Raw genomic sequence first — 23,013 nt, forward strand, 5'->3', positions numbered from 1 at the left:
CCGACGGCCTCGTCCTGACTCAGCTGTTGCGGGGCTTCACCAGCGGGAAGGGGAGGGTTTCGCGGATGCTGCGGCCGGTGATGAGCATGACCACGCGGTCCACGCCGACGCCGAGGCCGCCGGTGGGGGGCATGGCGTGTTCGAGGGCTTGCAGGAAGTCCTCGTCGAGTTCCATGGCTTCCGGATCGCCGCCGGCGGCGAGCATGGATTGGTCGGTGAGGCGGCGGCGCTGTTCGACCGGGTCGGTCAATTCGCTGTAGGCCGTGCCCAATTCGACGCCCCAGGCGACCAGGTCCCAGCGTTCGGTGACGCCCGGGATGGTGCGGTGCGCGCGGGTGAGCGGGGAGACGGAGGTGGGGAAGTCGATGTAGAAGGTGGGTTCCTCGGTCTGCGATTCCACGAGGTGCTCATACATTTCGAGGACGAGTTGCCCGGCGTCCCAGCCCAATTGGAAGGGGATTCCGGCCTTGTCGCAGAGCAGGCGCAGGGTTTCGGTATCCGTTGCGGGGGTGATGGTTTCGCCGAGGGCCTGCGAGATCGCGCCGTGCACGGTCTTGACCGGCCAGTCGCCGGAGATGTCGACCTCGACGAGCGCGCCGTCGGGGCCGGGCCGCAGCGCCACCATCTTGCCATTGGCGGCCAGCGCCGCCTCCTGGATGAGCTGGCGGCAGGTGTGCATCATGCGTTCGTAATCGCTGTGCGCCTCATAGGCTTCCAGCACGGTGAACTCGGGATTGTGGCTGAAGTCGACGCCCTCGTTGCGGAAGACGCGGCCGAGTTCGAACACCTTCTCCATGCCGCCCACGCACAGGCGCTTGAGGTACAGCTCGGGGGCGATGCGCAGGTACAGGTCGAGGTCGTAGGCATTGATGTGGGTGGTGAACGGGGTGGCGTTCGCGCCGCCGTGCACCTGTTGCAGGACGGGGGTCTCGACTTCCATGAATCCCCAGCCGTGCAAGGTGTCTCGCAGTGAGCGCATCACGGCGCTGCGCTTGGCCATCATGTCGCGAATGTCGGTATTGATGGCCATGTCGACATAGCGCTGGCGGACCCGGGCCTCCGGATCGGCGAGGCCCTTCCACTTGTCGGGCAGCGGGTGCAGGCATTTGCCGAGCATCCGCCAGTCGGCGGCGAGCAGGGACAGTTCGCCATTGCGGCTGCGCCCGATCTGACCGCTGACCTCGATGAGGTCGCCGAGGTCGAAGAATTCGTCGAATTCGGCATTGCGGTTCTCGCCGACCCGGGCGCGGTCGATGACCAGCTGGATCTCCCCGGACCAGTCGCGCAGCAGCGCGAAGGTGACGCCGCCGTAATCGCGAATCCGCAAGAGCCGCCCGCACACTCGTACCGTGGTGCCCTGCGGGGTGCGGCGGGCGGCGTCCACGGTGTGGGTGGGCGGGTAGGCGACCGGGTAGGCGTCGATGCCCGCTTCGGAGAGCTTCTCGAGTTTGGCCATGCGCACCCGGACCTGTTCGGGGCGGCGGTGTCCCGGCTCCTCGGGTTCCTCGGGCGGCAGGTCGGGCAGGCTGCCGTCGGCATGCAGGCCGGTCATGGTGTCGGGCACCGAGGAGCGCACGCCGGTATGCGCGGAGGCGTCGGGTTCCTTGCCGATGCGCGGCAGGAAGCCCTCGGCGAGCGCGCTGGCGGTGGCGACGCGCAGCAGGTGCCGGCGTTCCTCGAACATGGAGAAGCGCGGCACCCAGACCGGCTGGTATTTCACATTGGAGCGGTACAGCGCCTCCAGCTGATACCAGCGGGAGAAGAACATGAGCACGCTGCGCCACAGCCGCAGCACCGGTCCCGCGCCGATCCGCCCGCCCTCTTCGAAGACGGCGCGGAAGACCGCGAAGTTCAAGGAGATCCGCGTGATGCCGTACTGCTCGGAGGTGAGCGCCAGCCGCGAGATCATCAGTTCCATCACGCCATTGGGGCTCTTGCGGTCGCGCCGCATGAGTTCCAGGGAGATGCCGGTGCGACCCCATGGCACCAAGGACAGCATGCCGAGCACCCGCTCGTCGGCGTCGATGGCCTCCACCAGTAGGCAGTCACCGTCGAGAGGGTCGCCGAGGCGGCCGAGCGCCATGGAGAAGCCGCGTTCGGTCTCGGTGTCGCGCCAGGCGTCGGCGCGCTTCATGACCTCGGCCATTTCGGCCGGTTCGATCTCCTTGTGTCGCCGAATCCGGACCGTGACACCTTGTTTGGCGAGCCGGTTGGCGGCCTGCCTGACCGGTTTCATATCCGGTCCGGCCAGGGAGAACGTGCGGGTTTCGAGAATGGCCTCGTCGCCCAGGCGCAGCGCGGACAGACCCGCGCGGCGGTAGGCGGTCGCGCCGACCTCGCTCGCGCCCATCACGGCTGGGGCCCAGCCGTATTGGTCGGCCAGCTTCAGCCAGGCGTCGATGGCGTGCGGCCAGGCGTCCTTCATGCCGATCGGATCGCCCGACGCCAGGCAGACGCCCAGTTCCACGCGATAGGTGACGGCGGCCTTACCACTGGGCGCGAACACCACCGCCTTGTCACGGCGGGTGGCGAAGTAGGCGAGCGAATCCTCGACGTCGGAGCGTTCGATGAGACCGCGAATGCCGGACTCGTCCAGGCCGGTCAGCGCATTCGACGAGCGCTGCGAACGGAACAGCACCACGACCGCCGCCAACAGCGCGATCGCACCGAACAGGCCGAGCAGCAGATTGACCGGATGCTTCGGATGCCCGTCGAAATTGTCATTGCTGACCAGAATCGCGGCGGTCACCCGCGACACCGCCCACAGCGGCCGCTGAATGCCGCTCGGCAGGGTGCCCGGGAACAGTTCCACCAGTCCCCAGCCGACCACGAAGCTGAGTCCGAGACCACCGGCCAGCACGCCCATGGCCCGCCACACCGCGCCGGGCTGCACGTGCGTGTAGAACTCGGACCAGGCGGCGATCAGAACGCCGATCACGCCCAGATGCACGATCAGCGCGACGAGGGCATTGGTATCGCCTTCGCTGGCGAAGTCGAGAGCATTGGCCAGCGAATAGGCAGCCATGTAGCCGATCAGCAGCCACCAGGCGATCCGCTTGCGGCTCGCGGTCGCGCCCGCGAGCAGGCCGACCAGCAGCGCCCACACCAGTGAGGTGTCGGGCGCGTCGAAGTAGTACGTGTCGACGTAGTGCCGCAGGCCGGTGGTCAGATAGCGCAGACCCGGCGAAATACTCCACAGCGCACACAGGGCGGCGAAAACGCCCAGGACCAGGCCCGCGATATGCGGGATCTCGCGGAACCGGCCGTGCCCGCGGTGCGGGACCTCCGGTGACCGCACCTCCGGTCTGTATTCGATGTCCTGGTGTTGCCGGTCCTGCGTCGAAGTCACCGCACCAGTGTGTCTGTTGTGGGCGTGCATGCACACCAGGAACCCCACTGTGTCTGAATCCGAACTTCCCGCGAACGCCGAACGACCCGGGGTTTGGTTCCCCAGGGGTTTGCGGGTTTAGATGGTTCACATGCCGGATCCAGTCGATGTCCCGATCGAGGACGATGTCATTCGACTCGGCCAGTTCCTGAAATTGGCGAACCTCATTGATTCCGGTTCGGAAGCCAAGAATGTGATCGCCGAGGGATTGGTACGCGTCAACGACGAGGTGGAGCTGCGCCGCGGGCGGCAGCTACACGCCGGTGACGTGGTCGCCCTCGCCGGGCACCAAGCGCGCGTCGCCAACTACTGAGCGAGGTCCCGGGGCGGTGTGCCCCGGGACTTTTCGCTTCGTGTCCTACGCCTCCGCGCGGACGACGACTCCATCGGAGTCGCTGTAGAGCATGTCGCCGGGGACGAAGGTCACACCGCCGAACTCGACCGGAACATCCTTGTCGCCGGTACCGGTCTGGGTGCTCTTGCGCGGATTGGTGCCCAGCGCCTTCACCCCGATGTCGAGGGTGCGCAGGATCGCCGAGTCGCGCACCGCGCCATTGACGATGACGCCGGCCCAGCCATTGTCCACACCCCGGCCCGCGATGATGTCGCCGACCAGTGCCGTGTGCACGCTCGCGCCGCCGTCCACGACCAGCACCTTGCCCGCGCCCGGTTCGCCGAGGGTCTGCTTGACCAGGAGGTTGTCCTGGAAGCAGCGGATGGTCACGATGCGGCCCGAAAAGGCTTCGCGGCCGCCGAACTGGATGAACTGGGTATCGCAGCTGCGGATCTCGGGGCCGATCTCATCGGCTAGGTCAGCGGTCGCGACGATGTTTGCTGATTCGGTCACCGGCTTATCTTGTCAGGGCGAAAATGCGCAAATCACGCGCGGTGCGATTGCGGTAGGCGGTGTACGCCTGGGTGGTCTCCTCGAACTGCGCGAAGATCTCTTCCTTGCGCTTCTCGTCTGTCACGAGCGCCGCCTGAACGGGAATCCGCTGCCCGGCGATGGTGACCTCGGCGGCCGGGTTGGCCAGCAGGTTTCCGGTCCAGGCCGGATGGTGCGCCTGCCCGAAATTGCTGCCGATCACATACAACTCGGATCCGCCGTGCACATACAGCAGCGGCGTGGTGCGCGGCTGACCCGACTTGCGCCCGACGGTGGTGAGCAGGATGACGGGCGCGCCGATCGGGCCCAGCACGGTGTATTTGCCACCGGTGCGCTCCAGTACCCGCCGGTCGAGGGGGGTCAGCTTGCGAATCACCAGCGAGCCGAGTTTGGTCGCGGCGAACGGACTGGCAACGCGCGACAGGAGATTCGTACGCGAACCCCAGATCCGGTCGGGAAACTGCTCACTCATGACCGGGACTTTAGTGCCCCGCGGCGGCGCCGTCCGCACGCTCCGGATGCGCTGGGGGCCCGCGGAACGATCTACAGGGGAAAGTAATCGGCTGTGCACCCGGGGACGCCGGGGCATACTGACGATTACCCGCAGGTCGAGGGGGAGTGCATGAGCGTGGAACCGGCCATAGATTCGGGAGCGGTCGATGAGACCCGCTCCCTGCTGGCCGCGGTGGCCGCCCGATTCACCGCCGCCTGGGAGGCGGCCGGGACCCCGCCGAACCTGCACGAATTCCTGCCGGACGCACCGGAATTCCGGCGACTGTGCCTGATCGAACTGATCAAGGTGGACCTCGAGTATCGCTGGATTCGCTACGAGTTTCCCAAGCGTCTGGCCGAATACCGTTCCGAATACGACGAATTGCGCTCCGGGCCGCTGCCGCCGGATCTCGCGTACGAGGAATTCCATGCGCTGCGCCGATCCGGCCGCGCCCTCGATCAGAGCGGCTTCCCGACCGAATCCGCCTCCACCGCCCTGGCCTGGGGTGACCGCGACTATCGCAGCACGCTGATCGCCCGCCCGCGCGCCCAGCAGGCCCTGGAGGGCATCGAAGTCGGGGACCGGGTGGACGATTTCGACCTGCTCGTCGAATTGGGCGCGGGCGCGTTCGCACGCGTCTTCCTGGCCCGGCAGCGTTCCATGCAGCGCCTGGTGGCGGTGAAGATCTCGCAGAATCACGGCACCGAATCCGAGACCCTCGCGCAGCTCGATCACGAGAACATCGTGCGCGTCTTCGATCAGCGGCTGATGGCGGACCGGGAACTGAAACTGCTGTACATGCAGTACCTTCCGGGCGGCACGCTGTCGCGGGTGCTGAGCCTGGTGCGGGCGCGCCCGGCCTCCGAACGCGAGGGCGGCCTGCTGCTCGAGGCGGTGGACAAGGCCATGCGCGACAAGGGCGGCCTGGTGCCCAGCGAATCCGCCACGCGCGCGGAGATCGCCGACCGGTCCTGGCCGGAAACCGTTGCGTGGCTGGGGTCCCGGCTGGCCCTGGCCCTGGACTACGCCTCCGACAATGGCGTGCTGCATCGCGATATCAAGCCCGCCAATGTCCTGCTCACCGCCGACGGCGTGCCCAAGCTCGCCGACTTCAATATCAGTTTCAGCCTGCACGTGGCGGGGACCAGCCCGCTCGCGTATTTCGGTGGCTCCCTGGCCTATATGTCGCCGGAGCAGCTGGCCGCCTGCCATCCGCACCTGCCCGACAGCGCGGAGCAGCTCGACGGCCGCAGCGATATCTACGCGCTCGGCGTCATGCTGTGGGAACTGCTCACCGGGCATCGCCCCTTCGACGACGAGACCCGTGCGGGCGATTCCGAATCCTCCCTCGAACGCATGCTGCGTTTGCGGCGCGGCGAGCTGGAAACCGAACGCCTCGCCGAACTACCGCCGGACTGCCCGCCCACCCTGCGCCGCGTCCTGCTGAAATGTCTTGCCCCGCACCGGGAGGACCGCTGGCCGACCGGGGCGGCGCTGGCGCAGCAATTGGACCTGTGCCTGGATCATCGCGCCCGCGATCTGGTGGATCCGCCGCGGCACAGCCTGCGCGCGCGGGTCGGGCCGTGGTCGCTGGTGCTGCTCATCACGGCGGCCAGCTTCCTCGGCGACTTCCTCGGGATGCTGTACAGCAATCTGCACAATGCCCCGCTCTGGGATCTCTGGTTCACGCCCGCGGAGCAGGCGACATTGCAGGCGGTCGGCACACTGCTGCCGCTGATCACCACGCCCGCGGCCATCATCGTCACCAATTACCTGTGCCGCCAGGCCTTCCTGGTCTGGCGTGGGTTGCGCCGCGGCCGCACCTACGATCCGGAGGTGCTGGCCCGCGCCCGCCGCGACACCCTGGTGGACGGTGACCGGGTGGCGCTGCTCGCCTTCCTGTGGTGGGTGGTGTCGGCGATCGTGGCCGCCGTCTCGATGGTCGCGTTCACCGAACTGCCCGCGGGCCAGGTGCTGAATCTGGTGGCGACCCTGCTGGTTTCGGGTGCGATCGCGGTGGCGTACCCGTTCTTCCTGGTCACCTTCTTCGTGGTGCGCTACTTCTATCCGCGCCTGCTCATGCTCGGGGAGACGGCCAGCGATCACGATGCGCTGCGCGCCCTGGGCCGTCGCTGCACTCGCTATCTCGCTGTGGCCGTGGCCATTCCGCTGATCGGCGTGGTCACGAGTCTCATGTTCCTGACGGCGGACGAGGTCTCGGCGGTGCTCGGCCCGATCAAATGGCTGTGCCTGGGCGGCGTGCTGGCATTCCTCGGGGCCTACTGGCTGTTCCGGCAGACCGAGGCCGATCTCCGCGCCTTCGAGCGGGCCGTCTCGTCCAAGAATTCGGCCCGGTCCGTCTAGATCCCGGTCAATGTAGCCAGAGCCACGCGAACATGGCCATCCACATGGCCCCCACCGTGAGTCCGGCAATGGCGAAGCCGCGATCATCGCGTTCGGTATTGCCGGTCAATGCGACCACTCCGAGAATGACCGCGGGTACCGCCGTGATGCCGCAGATGAATCCGAACACGCTGAGCACGAACGCGGTGACACCCATCCCCTTGGCGGGCTTGGCGGCCGGTTGATAGAACATCGGCGTGGCCGGATAGACCGGCATATTCGGATAGACGGGCATACTGGCTCGCGCCCAGGTCAATCCGGCCATGGTCGTATCGAGATCACCGAAGGTGCGGGCATTGAGCGCGTGCCCGATGCGCTCCGACAGCTCGTCGACGGTGAGTCGCCCGGCCTGAAAATTCTGTTTCAGCGCCTCGATCGCCCGTTCCCGATCGGCGTCGCCCGCAAGGAAATGCGTGCTCTCCCAGTGAGGTTCCATCGTGGTTCTCCATCGAACCGAAGGCGAGTAATTCTTCTTCGACCCTATTCCTCTGAACTGCCGCAATGCTCGAATCGAGACCGGAACCACAGACTTCGCACCCGACGCGCCGAGGACTCAGCCGCGACCGTGCCGCTGCTCATAGGCGGTCCGCTCGGCGGACTCGCGCCGACGCCGGTCGGCATCCGCGAGCGCGGGATCGAAACCGTGCTTGATCAGGCGATTACGACGAAACACATAGGTGAGCGCCACCGTGAAATAGATGAGCGGCAGATATAGCAGCGCCATCATGGCCAGCTTCATCCACGCGGGACCGGGAAGCAGCAGGAAGACGCACAGCACCGGAATGATCGGCACCAGAATGCGCAGCAGATAGCGCCGGGTCGCGCCCGGGCCGAGCAGATCATTGCGCACCCACTCCGACATGGACGGCGGCAGTGTGCGGCCGCAGATATAGCCGAGCCGCTGCAATGGCGTCGGGGTGGCGCGTTCGGGCATGTGCCCCAGGATCCTCGCAGCGGGGGACGCGGACAAATCAAGGGGTCGGCGGCGCAGGCCCGGGGAGGCGGTGGCCGTCGACCCCGGGTGTCAGGCGTTGGCGTTGGCGGCGTGGAATTCCGCGACCTGGGTGACCAGGTTGTGCGTGGAGCTCTTCACGGCGAGCTTCACGAACGGCTCGATGGTCTTGCCCATGATCTTTCCGGCAATGCCGCCCGGCACCCGGTATTCGACAATGGCGTCGATGGTGCAGGATTCCTCGCCCTTGGCGTGGAAGAGGAAGGTGGATTCGATCTCGAAGCCCTTGATGGATTTCACGCCGATGGCGAGGCCGGGCTCGTGGCGCACGATCTGGATGCGTGAATGCAGGGTGACGGGGCCGAGGCCGATGGCGCCGTCGAAGGTGGCGTCCACGCCCTCGATCTGCTCGGTGAGCGGGGTGAAGGCATTGATCTCATTGATGAATCGCGGCAGGTTGCGGTAGTCGTTGACGTAGGCGAAGGCCGATTCGGCCGTGGCGGCGCAGTCCGCGACGATCTTGACTTCGGTCATGCCCAAGACAGTAACGTGTTCTAGTTTTGCCTGCAGATTATGTGATTGGCCTCGCAGAATATGCGCCGAGGCGGCCCGAACGGGCTACGCGGTGACGGCGAGCGTGGCGGCCAGCCCGAAGACTATCGCCATCAGCAGAACTTCACCAATCGCCCGGCGCAGCGAGGACTCCGCGGCCATTCGATGATCCGACGCGATCGGCACCCAGGTCTTGCGCCACCAATAGCCCAGCGCCAGCAGAGCGGTCAGGAACAGCGTCTTCGCCAGCAGAATGCGGCCGTACCCGGTGGTCGCGAGTTCGGTGAGGCCACCGACCCGCACCAGACCATTGAGGACACCGGTCGCCAGCACCGTCGCCGCCAGCGGCAGCGCCCACGCCGAATAGCGGGGCAGCAGCACCGCCCACTCGCCGCGGGTGCGCACCGTCAGCGCCAGCGCCAGCAGCAGCCCGAACCAGGCGCTCGCGGCGAGCGCGTGCACGGCCGCCAGCACCGAACCGAACATCTGCTGCGACATATGCCCGGTGATCGGGCGCAGGGCCAGGGTCACCGCCGTGAACACCAGCACCAGATCTGCGGTGGCGCGGTCCGGATTGCGAAACCCGAACGCGCTGTACGCGGTGACCGCGCCGGTGCCGATGAGCAGGGCGATACCGATCTGGCCGCCGCTGACATTCGTCAGATAGTCGCCGAATCCCGTCGCGCTGAGCTGGCGCACCGGAAGTCCTTGCACCTCGGCGGCTTCCAGGACCAGCATGGTGAATTCCATTGCTGCCCAGACACCGGCGAGCACGGTGAGCACTCGCCAGGGCGGTTGTAGTCGATCGTGCAGCCGCGGCAGGGCGGCCAGTCCGAGCACCGTCGCGCCCGCGCAGTCGGCGAACACCCGGGCGGGGGCCTCCGGCTGCACGGGATCACCGGCGGCGAGCGCCCAGGCGAGCGCCGCACCGGTCAATCCGATCGGAACGACCAGCAGCAGTAGCCATTTCAGGTTGCTGCCGGTCGTTCCGGGCTCCCGGCGGCGATCGGTGCGATCGGACCGGCTCACTTCTTCTGCTTACCCCGGCCACCCAGCAGTGCGAACGCCAGGCCACCACCGAACAGCACCACCGCGCCCACGATGAACACCCACAGCGGGACCCCGCCGTCATCGCCGCCGCTGCCCGACTTGGCCGAGGTGTCGGCCTTCGGGCCCGGAGTTCCGGTGCCCGCCTTGGTGAGCGTGAAGGTGCGGGTGCCGCTCACCGGGTGCCCGTCGGCCGAGGTCACCCGGAACGCGATCTTGTAGTCGCCGGCCGCGCCGAGTTCACCGACCTCGATGCTGATGGTCGCGCCCTCCACCTTCGGATCCCCCTTGGACCACAGGTAGCCGTCCTTGTCGGTGACCGTCATGGACGGATACGCGGTCTGCAGTTCCTCATTGAAGGTGACGCTGACCCGGGCGGGCGAGGTGTCGATCTGTGCGCCCTGCTCCGGGCTGGAGCTGATGACCGCCGAATGCGCGCTGGCCGTACCGCCCCCCAGTAGCGCGAAACCGGTGACCAGCAGCCCGGTCAGCATGCCCGCGAAAAGCTTGCGGCTCATGCTGAATTGATTAGACGCATGAGCGGAGCCCTGCGTGGTGACGCTTCGCAAGCGCAGGGTGGTGGAGCGACGCCTCCGGGCTTGACCGCTCATGCGCGCCGCCCCCGGATGACGCTGCCCAGACCCAGTGCCGCACCGAGTGCGCCCAGGGCCAGGCCGATGCCGCCCAGCCAGCGGGCGGTGTTGTCGGTGTCGCTGGAGTCCTTGGCCTCGGTGGTGGTGGCGTGATCGTCATCGCCGTCGCCCTTGGCGGCCAGGTGCAGGGTCGGGGCCGGATGCTCCGGCTCGGTGCCGTCCGCGTTCTCCTTCTGATCCCAGGTGACGACCTTGCCGTCGCTGTAGGTCTGGGTGGCATTGAAGCTCACCGTGTCCTGCTTGGGCAGCGGGCCCAGCGAGAGCGCGAAACGCTGGAACTGGCCCTGTCCCACACCCGGATTGCCCGGATCGGCGGTCCAGGTGACCGCGGTGACCTGGCCCTGATCGTTCTTGTCGGCCTTGGCGGTCCAGCCCGGAATCGGTTCGGTGCGTGCGCTCTTCAAATTCGGGACGGCCACGGTGACCTTGGTGGTGGTGGCGGTGTCCGACTCGTTCGGCACCTTGAAGGTGGCGACCGCATAGCCGCCCTGGCTCGCGCCGGGGGCGTCGACGGTCACGTGGGCGGAGGCGATGCCCGCGCCCAGCAGCGTGAGGCTCGCGGCCGTGACAGCCGTGCCGAGCGCACGCGAAATGGAGGTCTTCATGAGTGGATTGCCTTTTCTGACACAGGGTTACGGGTGAGGTGAGATCACGCCGCGACCGGTGGGGCGCGCGCCCCGAGCGCACCCGCGGTCAGAAGTTCGGGCGCCGTCGCGACGAATCGAGTCCAGCGCCCGCCGCCGGTCCGCACCGGAAGACCGGTGGGAGGGGCGACCAGGGCTCGAATCGTCTGCGAGACAAGCTCGTACAGCCGCTCGGCGACCAGAATCAGAAAGGCGAAGACCAGCGTGGCCACGGTGTGCGCCGTGGCCATCACGCCATCCGCCACGAAATCCCTTGCCGCGGAATGCCCGTGCTGCGCCAGCCCGCTCAGAGCGATATGGCAGGCGGGCTGGCCCACGGCCATGAGTGCGGGCAGGGTGACGGGGGAGCGGAGCGTGGCGGCCACGGCCCCGATCGCCGCGGCGACCACGAGAAGCAAAGTCAGGCCGGATGATCCGGGTATTCCGCCGCCCGCCGCCCCGTGTGCGCCGACCGCCAGCACCGCCAGGGTGACGCCCGCCAGGCAGCCGCGCAGGCGGCTGTGCCGACGGTCGCCGGTCCGGCGGTGCATGGGGTTCGGCTCAGTTCACGCCGAGGCGTGCGAGCACATCCGCCTCGATGCCGGACAGCTCGTTGGAGATCGACGCGTGCACGGCGCGCCGGCGCTGCACCGGCATCTGCGCGGCGGTGCGGATGGCGGCCGACAGGCTGTCCAGCCGGTCGCGGGTAGCGACGGCGAACTTCTTGGTGTCGTTGTCCTGGGACTTGGTCTCCAGTTCGCTCAGCGTGGTCTCCACGTTCGCGACGCGGGCCTGGAGTTTCGCTCCGGGACCGGCGAATTCGCCGAGCTGGTTCACGCCGATGCCGAGCTGCTGGGCGCGGCGATGGTCGAGCTGCGCGCGCACGAAGGTGGCGGCGCGGTAGGCGAGCGGCGCCAGCACCGGCAGCAGCACCCGGGCCACACCCAGATACTTGCGCACCTGGGCGGCGGTGAACGGGTCGCGCTCGGCCTTGGCGGCCAGCTTCAGCGCGGCCTTCTCCTCGGCCTGCAACTTGGAGATCTCCGCCTTCGCGACCTTGCGCTGGGTGCGATTGTCGGCCCGGTCCTTCTTGCGCTCATTGCGCGCACCGAGCTTGGCCTCCATGCCGGCCTTATGTTTGAGGGCTTTCGCCTCGGCTCGGCGGCTGACCCGCTTCTTGCGCTTGGTGAACAACCCCATTGATGGCCTCCGTCATGCTGGTTCGCCATGGCAGCACAGGGCCGGGGGAAATGCCTGTCCGCCCATGAAACACAGTTTGCGCTCACCTTATCGGGTAGACATCCCACTCTGCGAGCGCCGTGCCCATTGGGTATCCCCCCTCAGCGAGCGCCGTGCGTTTTTGGGCAGACCCCAATGTTCGCGGCGCGTCTTGGTTCTGGACTGAGTGGAGCGGGGGAGCGCAGCGGAGGAGCGGAGGGAGGGAAGAACCGAGACTTCGGGCGCCGCGAACCGCCGGAGCGAAGCGGAGGCCGAACAAACACAGTGTCGGGGTGGGAGGCCATACTTACGGGCGTGTATTCGGGCATCGGTGACCATGGCGAGCGGGCCGCGTTTCTGGACGCGCGTGCGCTGATCGGGTGCCGGCACCGGCTTCTTCTGGACGCCACCCATCCGCAGGTGTTGACCGGAGTCGCCGAGGACGCCGGCGTTCAGCAGCGGCGGGAGGCCGCCGCGGCGCATCGGCTGAATGTGCGGGACACGCTGGTCACGGCCGATCCGGACGCCTGGACGGTGATCGATCCGAAGCAGACCGCGGCCCAGCGCGCCGCGGCCACCATCGCCGCCATGGAGGCGGGCGCGGAACGCATCTGGGGCGGGCTGCTGCCGCAGGAATCCGATACCGGGCGGCGCGGCGGCTGCGAAATCCTGTGGCACGACGGCGATCGCGGCGGATACATCCCGGTGGTCGTGGTCAATCACAAGGTGAGTGATCCGCGCCAGCCCGGCCCGTCCGACTATCACCCGCTCACCACCGGCCTGTACGAATGGGCTCCCAAGCCCGACAAGCATGTCCGCACCCGCCCGCAGCCGCGCGATCAGCAGCGCCTCGCGCACCTGTACCGCATGTTGCAGCGGCATGGTCTGGCCAGTCCGGCCCTGGTCGGTGGCGCGATCGGCTACCACTTCGACCGCATTCTGGTGCACGACCTGGGCCCGGTCCTGGACGACTACGACCGCCGCTACGCCGAACGCATCTCCGTGGTGCGCGGCGAATTGCCGACCGTCCCGTCCAAGGTGCCGGAGTGCCGCCAGTGCCCGTGGTGGACCCGCGCCCCCGAAGAGGGCGGCAAGAGCTGCGAGAAGTGGCTGATCGAACAGCGCGATGTGTCTCTGGTGGCGCCCGGCTCGCGCGCCGAGGTGCTGCGCCGCCACGGTGTCGAGACCATCGACGATCTGGCCGCCTGGACCGGCGAGGATCCCGAGGACTGGCAGTACGAGCCGTTCACCGAAACCGTGGTCACCGCCCGTGCCTGGGCCACCGGCGCACCCCTCGTCCGCCGCGTCGAGCATGTCCGGGTGACGCGCGCCGACGTCGAAGTGGACGTGGACCTGGAGAGCTTCCAGGAGCACGGCGCATACCTGTGGGGAACCCTCCTGGACGGCGTGTACCGCCCGTTCGTCACCTGGGATCCGCTGCCCACCGAGGACGAGGGCCGCTCCTTCGCCGAATTCTGGAACTGGCTCATGCAGGTCCGCGCCGACGCCGCGGCGGCCGGGAAATCCTTTGCCGCCTACTGCTATTCGCGCACCGCGGAAGACAAGTGGCTGTACGAGTCGGCCCGCCGCTTCGCCGGAATGCCGGGTATCCCGACCGAGAAGCAGATCCAGCAGTTCGTCGACGGCCCGCAGTGGGTGGACATGTTCCAGGCCGTCTCCGACCAGTTCATCTGCCCGAACGGCAAGGGGCTCAAGAAGATCGCCCCCGTTGCCGGATTCCACTGGCGGGACGCGGAGGCCGGTGGCGAGGCGTCCATGGCCTGGTACCGGCTGGGTGTCGGCTTCGATGGCGGCGAACCGGATATGTCGCAGCGCACCCGCATTCTCGAATACAACGAGGACGATGTGCTGGCCACCAAGACGCTGCGGGACTGGATGACCGATCGGGCCGATGCGCAGGTTCCGGGCATCGCCGATTTCGCCCGTCGGTAATATCGCGAGGCGTGACCGACAACATCGAACACCTGGAGTTTCAGGCCGAAACCCATCAGCTCCTGGAGCTGATGATCCACTCGGTCTACTCGAACAAGGACACCTTCCTCCGTGAACTGATCTCGAATGCCTCCGACGCGCTGGACAAGCTGCGCATGGAGTCGTTCCGGGACAAGGATTTGCAGGCCGACATCTCGGACCTGCACATCGATCTCGAGGTGGACCGGGATAACCGGGTCCTCACCATCCGCGACAATGGCATCGGCATGTCCCGCGCCGAAGTGGTGGATCTGATCGGCACCCTCGCCAAGTCCGGCACCGCCCAGCTGCGCAAGCAGCTCATGGAAGCCAAGCCCGATCAGGCCGCCGAGGAGCTCATCGGCCAGTTCGGCATCGGCTTCTACTCGACCTTCATGGTGGCCGACAAGGTCACGCTCACCACCCGCAAGGCGGGCGAAACCACGGGCACCCGTTGGGAATCCGAGGCGGGTAGTTCCAGCTACACGATCGAGGAGCTCGCCGACGCGCCGCAGGGCACCGCGGTCTCGCTGCATCTGAAGCCCGCCGACGATGACGACGCGCTGTACGACTACACGCTGGAGTGGAAGCTCCGCGACATCGTCAAGAAGTACTCGGACTTCATCGCCTGGCCCATCCGCATGGATGTGGAACGCACCGTCATGGACGGTGAGGGTGAGGACAAGACCGAGAAGACCCTCATCGAGACGCAGACCCTGAACTCCCAGAAGGCCCTGTGGACCCGCCCCAAGAGCGAGGTGTCCGAGGAGGAGTACAAGGAGTTCTACAAGCACGTCTCGCACGCCTGGGACGATCCCCTCGAAATCATCCCGATGAAGGCCGAGGGCACCTTCGAGTATCAGGCACTGCTGTTCCTGCCCTCGCACGCACCGTTCGACCTGATGACCCGTGAGCACAAGCGCGGCGTGCAGCTGTATGTGCGGCGCGTGTTCATCATGGACAACTGCGAAGAGCTGATGCCGGAGTACCTGCGCTTCGTCAAGGGCGTGGTGGACGCACAGGACCTGTCGCTCAATGTGTCCCGTGAGATCCTGCAGCAGGACCGGCAGATCCGGGCGATCCGCAAGCGCCTGGTGCGCAAGGTGCTCTCCACGGTCAAGGACCTGCAGAAGGCCGAGGATCAGGAGAAGTACCAGACGTTCTGGCGTGAATTCGGCCGAGTCGTCAAGGAGGGCTTGCTCTCCGACCCGGACAATCGCGAAACCATCCTGCAGGTCTCGTCTTTCGCGTCCACGCACGCGGCCGACGAACAGACCACCCTCGCCGGATACGTCGAGCGCATGCAGGAGGGCCAGCAGGCCATCTACTACATGACCGGCGAATCCCGGCAGCAGATCGAGAACTCCCCGCATATGGAAGCCCTTGCCGCCAAGGGCCTCGAGGTGCTGGTGCTGACCGATCCGGTCGACGAGATGTGGGTCGGGTCGGTGCCGGAGTTCGACGGCAAGCCGTTCCAGTCCATTGCCAAGGGCGAGGTGGATCTGGAGACCGAGGACGAGAAGAAGGAGTCCGAGGCGCTGCGCGAGCAGCAGGAGAAGGACTTCGCCGACCTCACCGGCTGGCTGCGCGAGACCCTGGAGGCGAGCGTCAAGGAGGTGCGCCTGACCAACCGGCTCACCACCTCACCGGCCTGCATCGTGGGCGATGTCTACGACTTCACGCCGATGCTGGAGCGCATGTATCGCGCGTCGGGACAACAGCTTCCGGACTCCAAGCGGATTCTCGAGCTGAACCCGTCGCATCCGCTGGTGACCGGTCTCCGGGATGCCTTCGCGGCGGTGAAGGACGAGGCCGACAAGCCCGCTGAACTGGCCGAAACTGCCGAATTGCTCTACGGCACAGCCGTTCTCGCCGAGGGTGGCGAGCTGAAGGATCCGGCGGCATTCGCCCGTATCCTGGCTGACCGGTTGACGCGTACGCTCTGACCTGGCGGTATTCCCGCCCCTCGTTTCGGGAGGGGCGGGAATCGGTCATATCGGACATGGGATGAATGTGACCCGGGCTATAAACGCGCCCATACCGGGAACTCCTCCCCGCGGCGTACGTTGTACGTCTTGGTCGTAAGTTTTTCGCAATCGTGTATTACATGCTCGCGCTGAACATCGTGCGGGTGTTGCTTCTCTTGCCAGGCAAGTTGCAAGCCGCCTTCTGATCGACCCGGTCGCCGCGACCGTGGCGGCCGTGATGACTCCCTCGTCAGGAGAAGGTAATGGTTCAGGGCACCGTCAAGTGGTTCAACGCCGAGAAGGGCTACGGCTTCATTTCTCATGAGGGCGGCCCCGACGTGTTCGTTCACTACTCGGAAATCGAAGGCAACGGCTACCGCCAGCTCGAAGAGGGCCAGGCCGTGAGCTTCGAAATCACCGAAGGCAAGAAGGGCCCCCAGGCCGCGGCAGTCCGCCCGCACTGAGGCGGAGTGGGGTTGCCCCCACGGGATTCTTCACTTCATAAGACAAGGCCCGCACTGGGTTCCAGTGCGGGCCTTGCTGTTTGCTTGGGGGTCCGGGGGCCTGCCTCCGAATTCCCTTGCGGGGGTTTGGGGGTGAAACCCCCAAAACCTAGCGTTAGCGCGGCGCCATGCGGAGAGCGCCGTCCATGCGGATGGTCTCGCCGTTCAGGTAGTCGTGCTCGGTGATGTACTGCGCGAGCTGCGCGTACTCGTCCGGGCGGCCCAGGCGCGACGGGAACGGGACGCCCGCCTCGAGGCCCTTGCGGTACTCCTCGGTGACACCGGCGAGCATCGGGGTGTCGATGATGCCGGGGGCGATGGTGTTGACGCGAATGCCGAACTGCGCCAGGTCACGCGCGGCCGGAATGGTCATGCCCGCGACGCCGCCCTTGGAGGCGGAGTAGGCGATCTGACCGATCTGGCCCTCGAACGCCGCCACGGAGGCGGTGTTGATGATGACGCCGCGCTGGCCGTACTCGTCGACCGGCTCGGTCTTGGAGATGGCGTCGGCCGCGAGGCGCATGACATTGAAGGAACCGAGCAGGTTCACGGTGATGACCGTGCGGAACAGCTCGAGATCGTGCGGGCCGTTCTTGGACAGGATGCGTCCCGCCCAGCCCACGCCGGCGCAGTTGACGACGATGCGCAGCGGCACGCCGGACTCGACGACCTTGGCGACCGCGGCCGCGACCTCGTCACCGCTGGTGACATCGGTCGGGATCAGGGTGACGCCCGCGGGGACGCTGTCCCCGGCGCGCTCGATCGACTGCTGCAGATCCAGGCCGAACACGGTGGCGCCGGCATCGGCGAGGCGCTTCGCGGTGGCGGCGCCCAGACCGGACGCACCTCCGGTGACGATGGCGGCGGAGCCGGAAATCTCCACGGTGATGTGGTCCTCTCGAACGTGGACGGCCCTCTCACTGGCCCTCCGTCAATAGCACCCTAACGGGGCCCGGTGAGCGGTTGACGAGGGGTCGGGTTGTATCGAAGTTTGCGAACATGACTGTTCGCCGAGTGGTACCGTCGATGCCATGAACCCCAGGCGCAGGGAGGGGGCGCCGTCGGCCCCCTCGCAGCGGCGCAGTCTCTTCCATCCGGCCCCGAGGGTCGCCGGAAAACGCATTCTCGTGACCGGCGCGGCGCGCGGCCTCGGCGCCGCGCTCGCCCGCCAATTGCATTCGCGCGGTGCCTATGTCGCGCTCATGGGCATCGAAGAGGGCCTACTCGCCGAGGTGGCGGCCGATTGCGGCGACGCGCCCTGGCGCTACTGCGATATCGGCGATCCCGCCCAGGTGCAGCGAGTCGTGAACTCCCTCGCCGCGGAACTCGGCGGTCTCGACGCCGTGGTCGCCAATGCCGGTATCGCCCGGCAACTGCCCCTGATCGGCGGCGATCCGACCATTCTCGAGGAAACCCTCACCGTCAATGTGCTCGGCGTCTACTACACGCTGCGCGCCGCCGGGCCGCATATCGCGCATCCGGGCGGCTACCTGCTGGTGGTGTCCTCGCTGGCCGCGGCCATCCACCTGCCCTTGGCCGGGGCCTACAGCGCCTCCAAGGCCGCCGTCGAAGCCCTCGGTGAAACCCTGCGAATAGAGTTGCGGCACACCGGAGCCCGGGTCGGCATGGCCTATTTCGCCGAACTCGATACCGATATGACCAGCCGCGGTTTCGGCACCGAGGCGGCGCGCAGCATGCTCGGCCGCTCCACGGTGTCCGGGATCGCGCCGCTCGGCCCGGCCATCGACGCGCTCGAACACGCCCTCGGCCGCCGCAAGCGCCGCGTCTTCTCGCCGTATTGGGTGGGAATGGCGTTGCGGTTCCGCGGAATCGGGCAGCGTCTGGTCGAATACTCCTTGCGCGATGGCGTCGCCTCCGGCCTCGAGATCGCCCGCACCGAACGGGTGGAATTCACCACCGATCAGCCCGCCCGGCCGAATCGGCTGGGACCGAGCAGAATGAGTGAGCCCGCTTAACCATCCCCGGCACCACGGAGTCACCGCATGCCCGATCAGGCCGTCACCGCTCGTCAGCTGCCTCGCGGCCGCCACGGTCTGCCGCGGGAGACCGTCGTCGCCGCCCAGCGCGACCGGATTCTGCTGGCCATGGCGGAGGCGATGGCCGAAAACGGTTATGTCGGGACACCCGTCGCGGCCGTCATCAAACGCGCGGGCGTCTCCCGCGAAACCTTCTACGAGCAGTTCCGTTCCAAGGAGGACTGCTTCGACGCCGCCTATGAGCGCGCGGTGGAACTGCTGCTCGCGGGAATCCTCGCGGTCACCGGGGCCGAGATCGAGGGCGAAACCCATACCGAGCGCATGGAACGCGTCCTCACCGCCTACCTCGATGCCCTGGCCGCCGCCCCCGCTTACGCCCGGCTCTTCCTGGTCGAGGTGTACGCGGTCGGCCCGGAGGCCATCGCGCGCCGCACGCAGATGCAGGAAACCTTCGTGGCCATGGTCGCCGACATTCTCGACGCCGATACCGAGGAGCAGCGCTTCGCCTGCCAGACCCTGGTGGCCGCGCTCAGCGCCATGGTCACCAGCCGGATCGCGGTCGGCGATATGGACGGCCTGCGCTCGCTGCGCGAACCTCTCCTAGGCCTGGTGCGTCGCAGTGGCGGACTCTTCGGCGGCGGCGCGACGGACGACTGACACGGGGTCAGACGGTCCGCTCTCGCACCGCGATATCCGGCAGTGGTTCCGGATTCGCCTGCGCCACAATCTCGGGTCGCCGGGCGGCCCGGCGGCGCAGCAGCAGAAGGACGGCCCCGGCGAGGGCGGGCGCGGCGGCCGAGAGGACGGCGATCAGCAGGGTCCCGAGGTCGGGAGCGAACGCGTCCAGCACCGTCATCGCGCCGAAGTAGAGGAACAGCAGGCCCGAGCAGACCGCGATCAGGCGTTCCGGAATGTGCTTGCCCACCGTGACTCCCACCAGAATGGCGAGGCCGCCGGCGGCGACCATGCCCGCCGACGCGCCGATCCACACCGCGAACCAGCCGTGCTTGGTGGCCAGGGCCATGGTGGCGAACATGGTGCGGTCGCCGAGTTCGGCCAGCAGGAACGCGGACAACACCATCAGGAATGCGGAGCGCGACTTCGGCTGCGGGGCATCGGCTTCGGTGTCGTCCGCGGCGGTGCGGCCGGGCAGCGTCTCGCGCAGGGTCCACAGGCCGACGCCGATCAGGGTGGCGGCTGCGAAGAGTGCGATGACCTCGGTCGGCAGGGCCGCGCCGAGGAAGTGGCCGACGCCCACCGCGATCAGGTTCACCGCGAAGCTCGCGACGGTGATGCCCGCCAGCACGATCCACCAGCGGTAGCGCAGCGCGAAGGTCAGCGCCATGAGTTGAGATTTGTCGCCGAGTTCGGCGAGGAACAGCACGCCGAAGGTCAGCAAAAGTGTGGTGATCAAGTTCGTCAGCTCCCAGGGTTCCGGCCTGTCGGCTGAATGCGGGGGCGCTTCAGCCGACACCGCACCGGTAAAAACGGTTTGGTTTTCATCGGCCGAAGGTCTCGCCCACCGGAAGCTGTCCGGTTCACGCAGCCGGATCCGGGAAGGACCAGTATGTCGACTGCGCGATTGGGGGCTACTCCCCTTCGCTCCCGACCATACTACTCCGGCAAACCCGGCACTCGCAAACTCGTGTAGCCCAAATCGCAATGCGCACAATAAGTTTGGGCGCGCTGCCGCAAGGTTTCGGGAACCCTTACGCGGCCAGCAGCATGGCCAGAACCGCGGTGTCGGGATCACTGATCGGATCCACGCCGACCCGGCTCACCATCGAGGTCAGCACGCCGTCGCCATCGGTTTCCACCCATGCCGCGCGATGTTCCAGACCCAGATGCGGCAGTCCCGGCAGGAGCAGGCAGCCGGAGGCCGCACCCGAGCATTCGGGCAGCGAAGGCCGCGTCTCACGCGGCGGATGCAACATGATCAGGGCGGGTGGCACATGTTCGGCAAACCTCCCGGGCTGCAAGGCTTCCTCGCCGAGCACCGTCCCCTCCGCAATGACGAGCCCCACCATGTCCGGCTCCGGATCCTGCGGCAATTCCTCCCGCGCCCCGAATACCGTCGTGGTCGGCAATAACCCCGGCACCCCCGCCACCCGCACCGCGAACACCAGCAGCTGCGCCCATTCCTTGGTGGAATCCGGCCACCGGCCCGAAATCACGAACCCACGCAGCGCACCGTGCGCCTGAAACGGCGTCACACCGATCAGCTCACTCATCGTGTGCCTCCCGAAATCTGACCGGGGGCGGCTATGCCCGTCCTACCTATTGGGATCTCGAGGATCCCCCCAAAACGGACTGGCACACAAGTACCAGAGACTGCCAATCCGGCCCGATCCGCAACAATTTGCCTACGCGAAACCCCCGGAAAACAACCGGAAACGCAGAAGGGCCCGCAAACCAGACTGGTTTGCGGACCCAAATTGCCCGGGCGTGTCGCCCGAAGTCTTCAGACTCAGCCGAAGATCAAGCCCTTGCCCTGGGTGACGGCGCGCGCGAAGCGGTCCTGCACCTCGGCCCAGTTGACGACGTTCCAGAACGCCTTCACGTAGTCGGCCTTGACGTTCTTGTACTGGAGGTAGAAGGCGTGCTCCCACATGTCCAGGCCCAGCAGCGGGATGATGCCCAGCGGCACATTGCCCTGCTGATCGGTCAGCTGGAAGGTGAGCAGCTTGCCGCCCAGGGTGTCGTAGCCCAGCCAGGCCCAGCCGGAGCCCTGCAGGCCATTGGCGGCCGCGGAGAACTGCGCGACGAACTTGTCGAACGAACCGAACTGGTCGTCGATCGCGGCGCCCAGGTCGCTCTCCGGCTTGTCGCCACCGTCGGCGGACAGGCTCTTCCACCAGATCGAGTGGTTGACGTGGCCGCCCAGGTGGAAGGCCAGGTTCTTCTCGTTCAGGAAGATGGCGGCGTGGTCGCCGGACTCGCGCGCGGCTTCCAGCTTCTCCAGCGCGGCATTGGCGCCGGCGACGTAGGCGGCGTGGTGCTTGGTGTGGTGGATCTCGTTGATCTGCCCGGAGATGAACGGTTCCAGGGCGCTGTAGTCGTAATCCAGTTCTGGCAGCGTGTACTCAGCCACGATGTCCCTTCCTCAGTGTCTGGGCCGTATGCGCACGGTGTATCCCGCGCACACTCAACCATCATTCGTACACCCGCTTCCCTGCAACCGGGCTTCTTGCCCCCACATTCCGCGACCTATCGGGCCGTCTCAACCCTTGGGCTACGGGTGATCGCAACCCCCTGGCAGTGGGCGAGATCAGCACCGCCCGCTGTACAGCAATCGGCCGCGTCCCCGAGAACCTCGGGGACGCGGCCCTTTTCATATATTTTTCCCCGCCTACAGCGGGGGCACGATATTCGGCCGCATGGTGCGCGGGTCACCCGCGTCGTGGGCCTTCCACCAGCGCACACCGCCCGCGATGAACTCCTCGAGCGGAATGTCATTGCCCTGCTTGCCGGTGACGGTGATGCCCGAGAACCACACCCGCACATCGAGTTCGCGCGGGTCGACGCCTTCCTCCTGAGAGAACTCCATCAGATGCCCGGCCTCGCCGTCGCCGAGGGTGGTGTCGAAGCTGAGTAGCTTGCGCCATTGCGTCCAGGAGCTGTCGGCGAGGTCGAAGAATTCCCAGCCGTGCAGTGCGCCGCCGCCGAAACTATTGACGGCGTCGTGCATGCCGTCGAGGGTCAGCGGGAGCACGCTCGGCTCCACGTCGTCCCAGCATTGCCGGCGCAGTGAGGCCGCGACGCGGGTGACCCCGGTGAGAGTCAGGTATACGTCGCAGTCGTCCGGCGGCGGGCCGTCGACGGGAAGGGTGAGGACGTCGAGTTCCAGCCGTATTGTCGCGGCCGCCGTGTCGACGTCTATTCCGAGGCATGTCGCCTCGGAGAGTGCGGTGTTGAGTCCGTCGATGTCCAGTCCGTCGAGTAGCCCCCTGCTCACAGTCATAGCGCCAGGCTACCGATCTTGCCTGGCTGGACCCAGGATTTCCGTTTTTCGGTAGTGTTGTCGTTTTTTTCGGGTCCGAACGGAACCGAACGTTCAGTGCGGGCGTCAGAGTAGATAGGCCTGCTCTCGGTGGGTTTGTCAGTCGGCCGCTCCGGAACCTGGAGGGGACTTCCGGATCGGTCGGCCGGACCTACCAAAGGGACGTTTCGACGGCTCCGCCTCCCCGCGCCTCCACCCTGAACCTGTGGATCAGGTTGTGGAATTTGTGGATAACTTGATTCGAGCTACGCACAGCGCGGTCGCACCAAGGCGCGGGATGGGGTTCCGAGGAGTGAAACGGACCGGCGGTTCCGACACCCTCCGGCCACGCCGCATTCCCCCTGGGGCGGGACAGAACTC

Annotated in this window: 23 protein-coding genes; 7 read left to right on the top strand and 16 right to left on the bottom strand. The window is 67.0% G+C overall.

The features are described 5' to 3' along the window. Positions 1-19: 19 nt before the first annotated feature. Entirely contained in the window at positions 20-3,316 is a 3,297-nt protein-coding gene (lysX, locus tag AB0N05_RS20110) for a bifunctional lysylphosphatidylglycerol synthetase/lysine--tRNA ligase LysX (protein WP_364696535.1), read from the bottom strand. Positions 3,317-3,479: 163 nt separating this feature from the next. On the opposite strand from lysX, the gene AB0N05_RS20115 reads away from it, so the two are divergent. Further along, positions 3,480-3,701, top strand: a complete 222-nt coding sequence (locus AB0N05_RS20115; RefSeq protein ID WP_364695994.1) for an RNA-binding S4 domain-containing protein — start codon at positions 3,480-3,482, stop codon at positions 3,699-3,701. A 45-nt stretch (positions 3,702-3,746) separates the two neighbouring features. Here AB0N05_RS20115 and rraA read toward each other — a convergent pair whose 3' ends face one another. Further along, positions 3,747-4,235: a ribonuclease E activity regulator RraA gene (rraA, locus tag AB0N05_RS20120; protein ID WP_364695997.1), complete on the bottom strand. Its 489-nt coding sequence runs from the start codon at positions 4,233-4,235 to the stop codon at positions 3,747-3,749. Between the two features lie 4 nt (positions 4,236-4,239). Then, entirely contained in the window at positions 4,240-4,746 is a 507-nt protein-coding gene (locus tag AB0N05_RS20125) for a nitroreductase family deazaflavin-dependent oxidoreductase (RefSeq protein ID WP_364695999.1), read from the bottom strand. Positions 4,747-4,896: 150 nt separating this feature from the next. Between AB0N05_RS20125 and AB0N05_RS20130 the strand changes: the two genes are divergently transcribed. Then, the gene (locus tag AB0N05_RS20130) at positions 4,897-7,131 is read left to right on the top strand and encodes a serine/threonine-protein kinase (protein WP_364696002.1); all 2,235 of its coding nucleotides are present in this window, start codon (positions 4,897-4,899) and stop codon (positions 7,129-7,131) included. 7 nt (positions 7,132-7,138) lie between these two features. Here AB0N05_RS20130 and AB0N05_RS20135 read toward each other — a convergent pair whose 3' ends face one another. The 8 genes from AB0N05_RS20135 to AB0N05_RS20170 all read right to left on the bottom strand — a co-directional run bounded on the left by AB0N05_RS20135 (position 7,139) and on the right by AB0N05_RS20170 (position 12,197). Next, positions 7,139-7,606, bottom strand: coding sequence for a DUF1707 and DUF4190 domain-containing protein (locus tag AB0N05_RS20135; protein WP_364696005.1), 468 nt, complete (start codon positions 7,604-7,606; stop codon positions 7,139-7,141). Between the two features lie 117 nt (positions 7,607-7,723). Next, positions 7,724-8,104 carry a DUF5313 family protein gene (locus AB0N05_RS20140; protein WP_364696008.1) on the bottom strand — a complete coding sequence of 127 codons (381 nt, stop codon included), beginning with the start codon at positions 8,102-8,104 and terminating at the stop codon, positions 7,724-7,726. A 90-nt stretch (positions 8,105-8,194) separates the two neighbouring features. Further along, positions 8,195-8,656, bottom strand: a complete 462-nt coding sequence (locus AB0N05_RS20145) for an SRPBCC family protein (RefSeq protein ID WP_364696011.1) — start codon at positions 8,654-8,656, stop codon at positions 8,195-8,197. A gap of 84 nt (positions 8,657-8,740) precedes the next feature. Continuing rightward, complete coding sequence (locus AB0N05_RS20150; protein WP_364696014.1) at positions 8,741-9,703, bottom strand: CopD family protein; 963 nt, start codon at positions 9,701-9,703, stop codon at positions 8,741-8,743. Further along, on the bottom strand, positions 9,700-10,239 hold the full coding sequence (locus AB0N05_RS20155) for a copper resistance CopC family protein (protein WP_364696017.1): 540 nt from the start codon (positions 10,237-10,239) through the stop codon (positions 9,700-9,702). The genes AB0N05_RS20150 and AB0N05_RS20155 overlap by 4 nt, the downstream gene beginning before the upstream one ends. 89 nt (positions 10,240-10,328) lie before the next feature. After that, on the bottom strand, positions 10,329-10,979 hold the full coding sequence (locus tag AB0N05_RS20160) for a YcnI family protein (protein ID WP_364696020.1): 651 nt from the start codon (positions 10,977-10,979) through the stop codon (positions 10,329-10,331). 44 nt (positions 10,980-11,023) lie between these two features. Beyond that, positions 11,024-11,548 (bottom strand): hypothetical protein, encoded by a 525-nt coding sequence (locus AB0N05_RS20165; protein WP_364696023.1) that lies wholly within the window; start codon positions 11,546-11,548, stop codon positions 11,024-11,026. A gap of 10 nt (positions 11,549-11,558) precedes the next feature. Then, entirely contained in the window at positions 11,559-12,197 is a 639-nt protein-coding gene (locus AB0N05_RS20170) for a DUF6474 family protein (RefSeq protein ID WP_364696026.1), read from the bottom strand. Between the two features lie 333 nt (positions 12,198-12,530). Between AB0N05_RS20170 and AB0N05_RS20175 the strand changes: the two genes are divergently transcribed. The 3 genes from AB0N05_RS20175 to AB0N05_RS20185 all read left to right on the top strand — a co-directional run bounded on the left by AB0N05_RS20175 (position 12,531) and on the right by AB0N05_RS20185 (position 16,617). Then, complete coding sequence (locus AB0N05_RS20175) at positions 12,531-14,168, top strand: TM0106 family RecB-like putative nuclease (RefSeq protein ID WP_364696029.1); 1,638 nt, start codon at positions 12,531-12,533, stop codon at positions 14,166-14,168. A gap of 11 nt (positions 14,169-14,179) precedes the next feature. After that, complete coding sequence (htpG, locus tag AB0N05_RS20180) at positions 14,180-16,132, top strand: molecular chaperone HtpG (protein ID WP_364696032.1); 1,953 nt, start codon at positions 14,180-14,182, stop codon at positions 16,130-16,132. A 284-nt stretch (positions 16,133-16,416) separates the two neighbouring features. Next, on the top strand, positions 16,417-16,617 hold the full coding sequence (locus tag AB0N05_RS20185) for a cold shock domain-containing protein (RefSeq protein ID WP_364696035.1): 201 nt from the start codon (positions 16,417-16,419) through the stop codon (positions 16,615-16,617). A 154-nt stretch (positions 16,618-16,771) separates the two neighbouring features. On the opposite strand, the gene AB0N05_RS20190 is transcribed toward AB0N05_RS20185, so the two are convergent. After that, positions 16,772-17,539 (bottom strand): SDR family NAD(P)-dependent oxidoreductase, encoded by a 768-nt coding sequence (locus AB0N05_RS20190; RefSeq protein WP_364696038.1) that lies wholly within the window; start codon positions 17,537-17,539, stop codon positions 16,772-16,774. A 148-nt stretch (positions 17,540-17,687) separates the two neighbouring features. Between AB0N05_RS20190 and AB0N05_RS20195 the strand changes: the two genes are divergently transcribed. Together AB0N05_RS20195 and AB0N05_RS20200 are read left to right on the top strand one after the other, a co-directional pair. After that, positions 17,688-18,632, top strand: coding sequence for an SDR family NAD(P)-dependent oxidoreductase (locus AB0N05_RS20195; protein ID WP_364696041.1), 945 nt, complete (start codon positions 17,688-17,690; stop codon positions 18,630-18,632). 27 nt (positions 18,633-18,659) lie between these two features. Beyond that, positions 18,660-19,310 carry a TetR/AcrR family transcriptional regulator gene (locus AB0N05_RS20200; RefSeq protein WP_364696044.1) on the top strand — a complete coding sequence of 217 codons (651 nt, stop codon included), beginning with the start codon at positions 18,660-18,662 and terminating at the stop codon, positions 19,308-19,310. A gap of 7 nt (positions 19,311-19,317) precedes the next feature. Here the strand turns inward: AB0N05_RS20200 and AB0N05_RS20205 are convergent, their stop codons facing one another. The 4 genes from AB0N05_RS20205 to AB0N05_RS20220 form a co-directional block, all read right to left on the bottom strand. After that, on the bottom strand, positions 19,318-20,067 hold the full coding sequence (locus AB0N05_RS20205; protein WP_364696047.1) for a TMEM165/GDT1 family protein: 750 nt from the start codon (positions 20,065-20,067) through the stop codon (positions 19,318-19,320). 295 nt (positions 20,068-20,362) lie between these two features. After that, positions 20,363-20,884, bottom strand: a complete 522-nt coding sequence (locus tag AB0N05_RS20210) for a peptidase (RefSeq protein ID WP_364696050.1) — start codon at positions 20,882-20,884, stop codon at positions 20,363-20,365. Between the two features lie 236 nt (positions 20,885-21,120). Then, positions 21,121-21,744 (bottom strand): superoxide dismutase, encoded by a 624-nt coding sequence (locus AB0N05_RS20215; protein ID WP_364696053.1) that lies wholly within the window; start codon positions 21,742-21,744, stop codon positions 21,121-21,123. Positions 21,745-22,002: 258 nt separating this feature from the next. Next, entirely contained in the window at positions 22,003-22,614 is a 612-nt protein-coding gene (locus AB0N05_RS20220; protein ID WP_364696056.1) for a hypothetical protein, read from the bottom strand. Between the last annotated feature and the right edge of the window lie 399 nt (positions 22,615-23,013).

Source organism: Nocardia sp. NPDC051030 (genome assembly GCF_040683015.1).
In the GTDB taxonomy this organism is placed as follows: Bacteria; Actinomycetota; Actinomycetes; order Mycobacteriales; family Mycobacteriaceae; genus Nocardia.